Origin of the sequence: Thiohalorhabdus denitrificans (assembly GCF_001399755.1) — a bacterium.
Classification (GTDB): Bacteria; Pseudomonadota; Gammaproteobacteria; order Thiohalorhabdales; family Thiohalorhabdaceae; genus Thiohalorhabdus; species Thiohalorhabdus denitrificans.
This window is the reverse complement of sequence record NZ_LJCP01000002.1, coordinates 1-1355: the sequence shown is the minus strand read 5'-3', so window position 1 is coordinate 1355 and position 1355 is coordinate 1. Positions and strand designations below refer to the sequence as shown.

1 protein-coding gene is annotated in these 1355 nt (G+C 66.9%); it reads left to right on the top strand.

What is annotated here, in order from left to right; genetic code table 11:
• Window positions 1-96 precede the first annotated feature (96 nt).
• Window positions 97-1341 carry an ISL3 family transposase gene (locus AN478_RS00165; protein WP_054964609.1) on the top strand — a complete coding sequence of 415 codons (1245 nt, stop codon included), beginning with the start codon at window positions 97-99 and terminating at the stop codon, window positions 1339-1341.
• Window positions 1342-1355 lie beyond the last annotated feature (14 nt).

Sequence of the window (1355 nt, the reverse complement as noted above, 5' to 3'; positions counted from 1 at the left end):
GGCTCCTCGACGCCGCAAATGGAATTCGCATAGTCTTTGCGGAGACTGAGTGCCCGGTCTCGGGCTGTCCCTGATCCCCACGTTTTGAGGTCCCGCATGCAGAGCAAGGACATCCTCGCCCTCGGTCTGGGCCTGGAATCGCCCTGGGAACTGGTCGACCAGGAGCTGAACACCGAGGTCGAGCCCCATGAGCTGCATCTGCGGGTCAGCGCCCCTCGGGGCTCGCTGTTCCCTTGCCCGGAGTGCGGCCAGTGGTGCAAGGCGCGGGATTTCAAGGAGATGACCTGGCGTCATCTCAATTTCTTCCAGCACCACGCCTACATCACGGCGGACGTGCCCCGCACCGATTGCCCCGACTGCGGCGTGAAGCGGATTACGGTGCCGTGGGCCCGCGAGGGCAGCCACTTCACCCTGCTGTTCGAGCAGGTGGCCCTGTCCCTGCTCCGGGAGATGCCGGTAAACGCCGCGGCCCGCCAGATGGGCGTCACGGACAAGCGCCTGTGGCGCGTTGTGAACCACTATGTTGGCCGGGCCCTGGACCGCATCGATCTCAGCAATGTCAGCGCCATCGCCCTGGACGAGACGGCAGCCAAGCGGGGTCAGCACTACGTTACCGTCTTCATCGACCTCGAGCGGGCGGAGAATCCGGTGATCTTCGCCACACCCGGCCAGGATAAGGACGCCCTGCGCCGCTTCCGGAACCACCTGCAGGCCCAGGGCGGGGCGGCCAACGGCGTCTGGGAGGTCGTCTGCGACATGTCCCAGGCCTTCCAGGCCGGGGTCACGGAGACCTTCCCCAACGCCTCGCTGACCACCGATTGGTTCCACGTCGTCCAGCGCGTCACCGACGCCATGAACGACGTGCGCAAGGCCGAGGCCAAGGCGATCAAGCTGCCCAAGGGCGCCCGCTGGGCGACGCTCAAGGCCGGCGAACGGCAGCGCAACAACCGCCAGGACCAAGCCCTCGCCGAGCTGGAGGCCATGGGGGCCGCCACCGGCGAGGCCTACGCCATCAAGGAGAAGCTGCGCTGGGTGCGCCAGGCCACCAGCCAGCAGGCGGCCCGCTGGCGCCTCACGCGCTTCCTGCGCCTGGCCAAGGCCCTCACCGCCGAGGTGGAGACCCTGGAGCCCATGCGCAAGGCCCTGGCCACCATCGAGCACCAGTTCGAAGCCATCATCCGGCGCTGGCGCTCAACCTATTCCAATGCCCGCCTGGAAGGACTCAACAGCATCTTCCAGGCGGCCCGGGCGCGGGCCCGCGGGTACCGCAACCAGCAGACCTTCATCACCATGATCTATCTGCTCGCGGCGCCCATCGGCAAAGTGGAAAAATCCATTTAGCGCGTCGAAGCGCC